This window comes from Clostridium bornimense, assembly GCF_018917145.1.
Taxonomy (GTDB): Bacteria; Bacillota; Clostridia; order Clostridiales; family Clostridiaceae; genus Clostridium_AN; species Clostridium_AN bornimense_A.
Map to the genome: position 1 here is coordinate 1 of NZ_JAHLOD010000127.1, position 985 is coordinate 985.

Below are 985 nucleotides of genomic sequence, written 5' to 3' on the forward strand. Positions count from 1 at the left end.
TATTTAAATGTCCTTACTGCGGTAGCACACTCTCTGAACGTAAGGAGCGTAAGCATTTTAAAATACATAAATGCATCAATACTAACTGCTCTTACTACAAAAGGAATTTGAAAAAACTCCCGAAGGGTCTTGATGATTCTGATAAGTATAAATATAAGCTTCACTATATTTACAGAGAATTTAGTATTAACTTCTTTGAAATGGACTTATACGAAATCTCCAAACGTGCTACAGGATTTAGTTTTAAAAAATTTAATCCACATATAATGGGACTATGTCTTACTTACCATGTTAACCTTAAACTGTCTACAAGGCAGACTGCTCATGCCCTAAAAGAAGTTCATGGAATTAAAATATCTCATACTATGGTTGCTAATTACGCTCTGACAGCTGCCGCTGTTATAAAGCCTTTTGTTGATACTTTTGACTACAAGCCATCGAAAATACTTTCAGCTGATGAAACTTATATAAAAGTAAAAGGTATCAAACATTACGTTTGGATTGTAATGGACGCTTGTAAGAAATCTATTCTTGGTTACCAAGTATCCGACACACGAGCTGTTGGTCCTTGCATTTTAGCTATGCGCATGGCTTTTGACAAATTCGCTAAATTCCCTAATAAAGCATTAAAGTTCATCGCAGATGGATATAGTGCATACCCTTTAGCTAAACAACAATTTGAGTTAGAAGAAAATAAAGCTTTTGACTTAACCCAAGTTATTGGTCTTACCAATGATGATCCAGTATCTACAGAATATAGATGGATTAAACAAATTGTTGAACGTCTTAATCGTACATTTAAAGCTTCATATCGTGTTACTTGTGGTTATGGTAGTGCCGAAGGCGCATCCTACGGATTTTCTCTTTGGGTCGCATATTATAACTTTCTAAGACCTCATCCATATAACTATTGGAAACCACTTAATGAACTTGAAGCTCTTGATGGTATCGATAATATGCCTGCCAAATGGCAAATATTAATCAG

At 34.7% G+C, this 985-nt stretch carries 1 protein-coding gene; it reads left to right on the forward strand.

The genetic code is table 11. The features are described from left to right. The coding region (locus KQI30_RS16840) for a DDE-type integrase/transposase/recombinase (protein ID WP_253287559.1) at positions 1 to 985 on the forward strand (985 nt) is incomplete at both ends.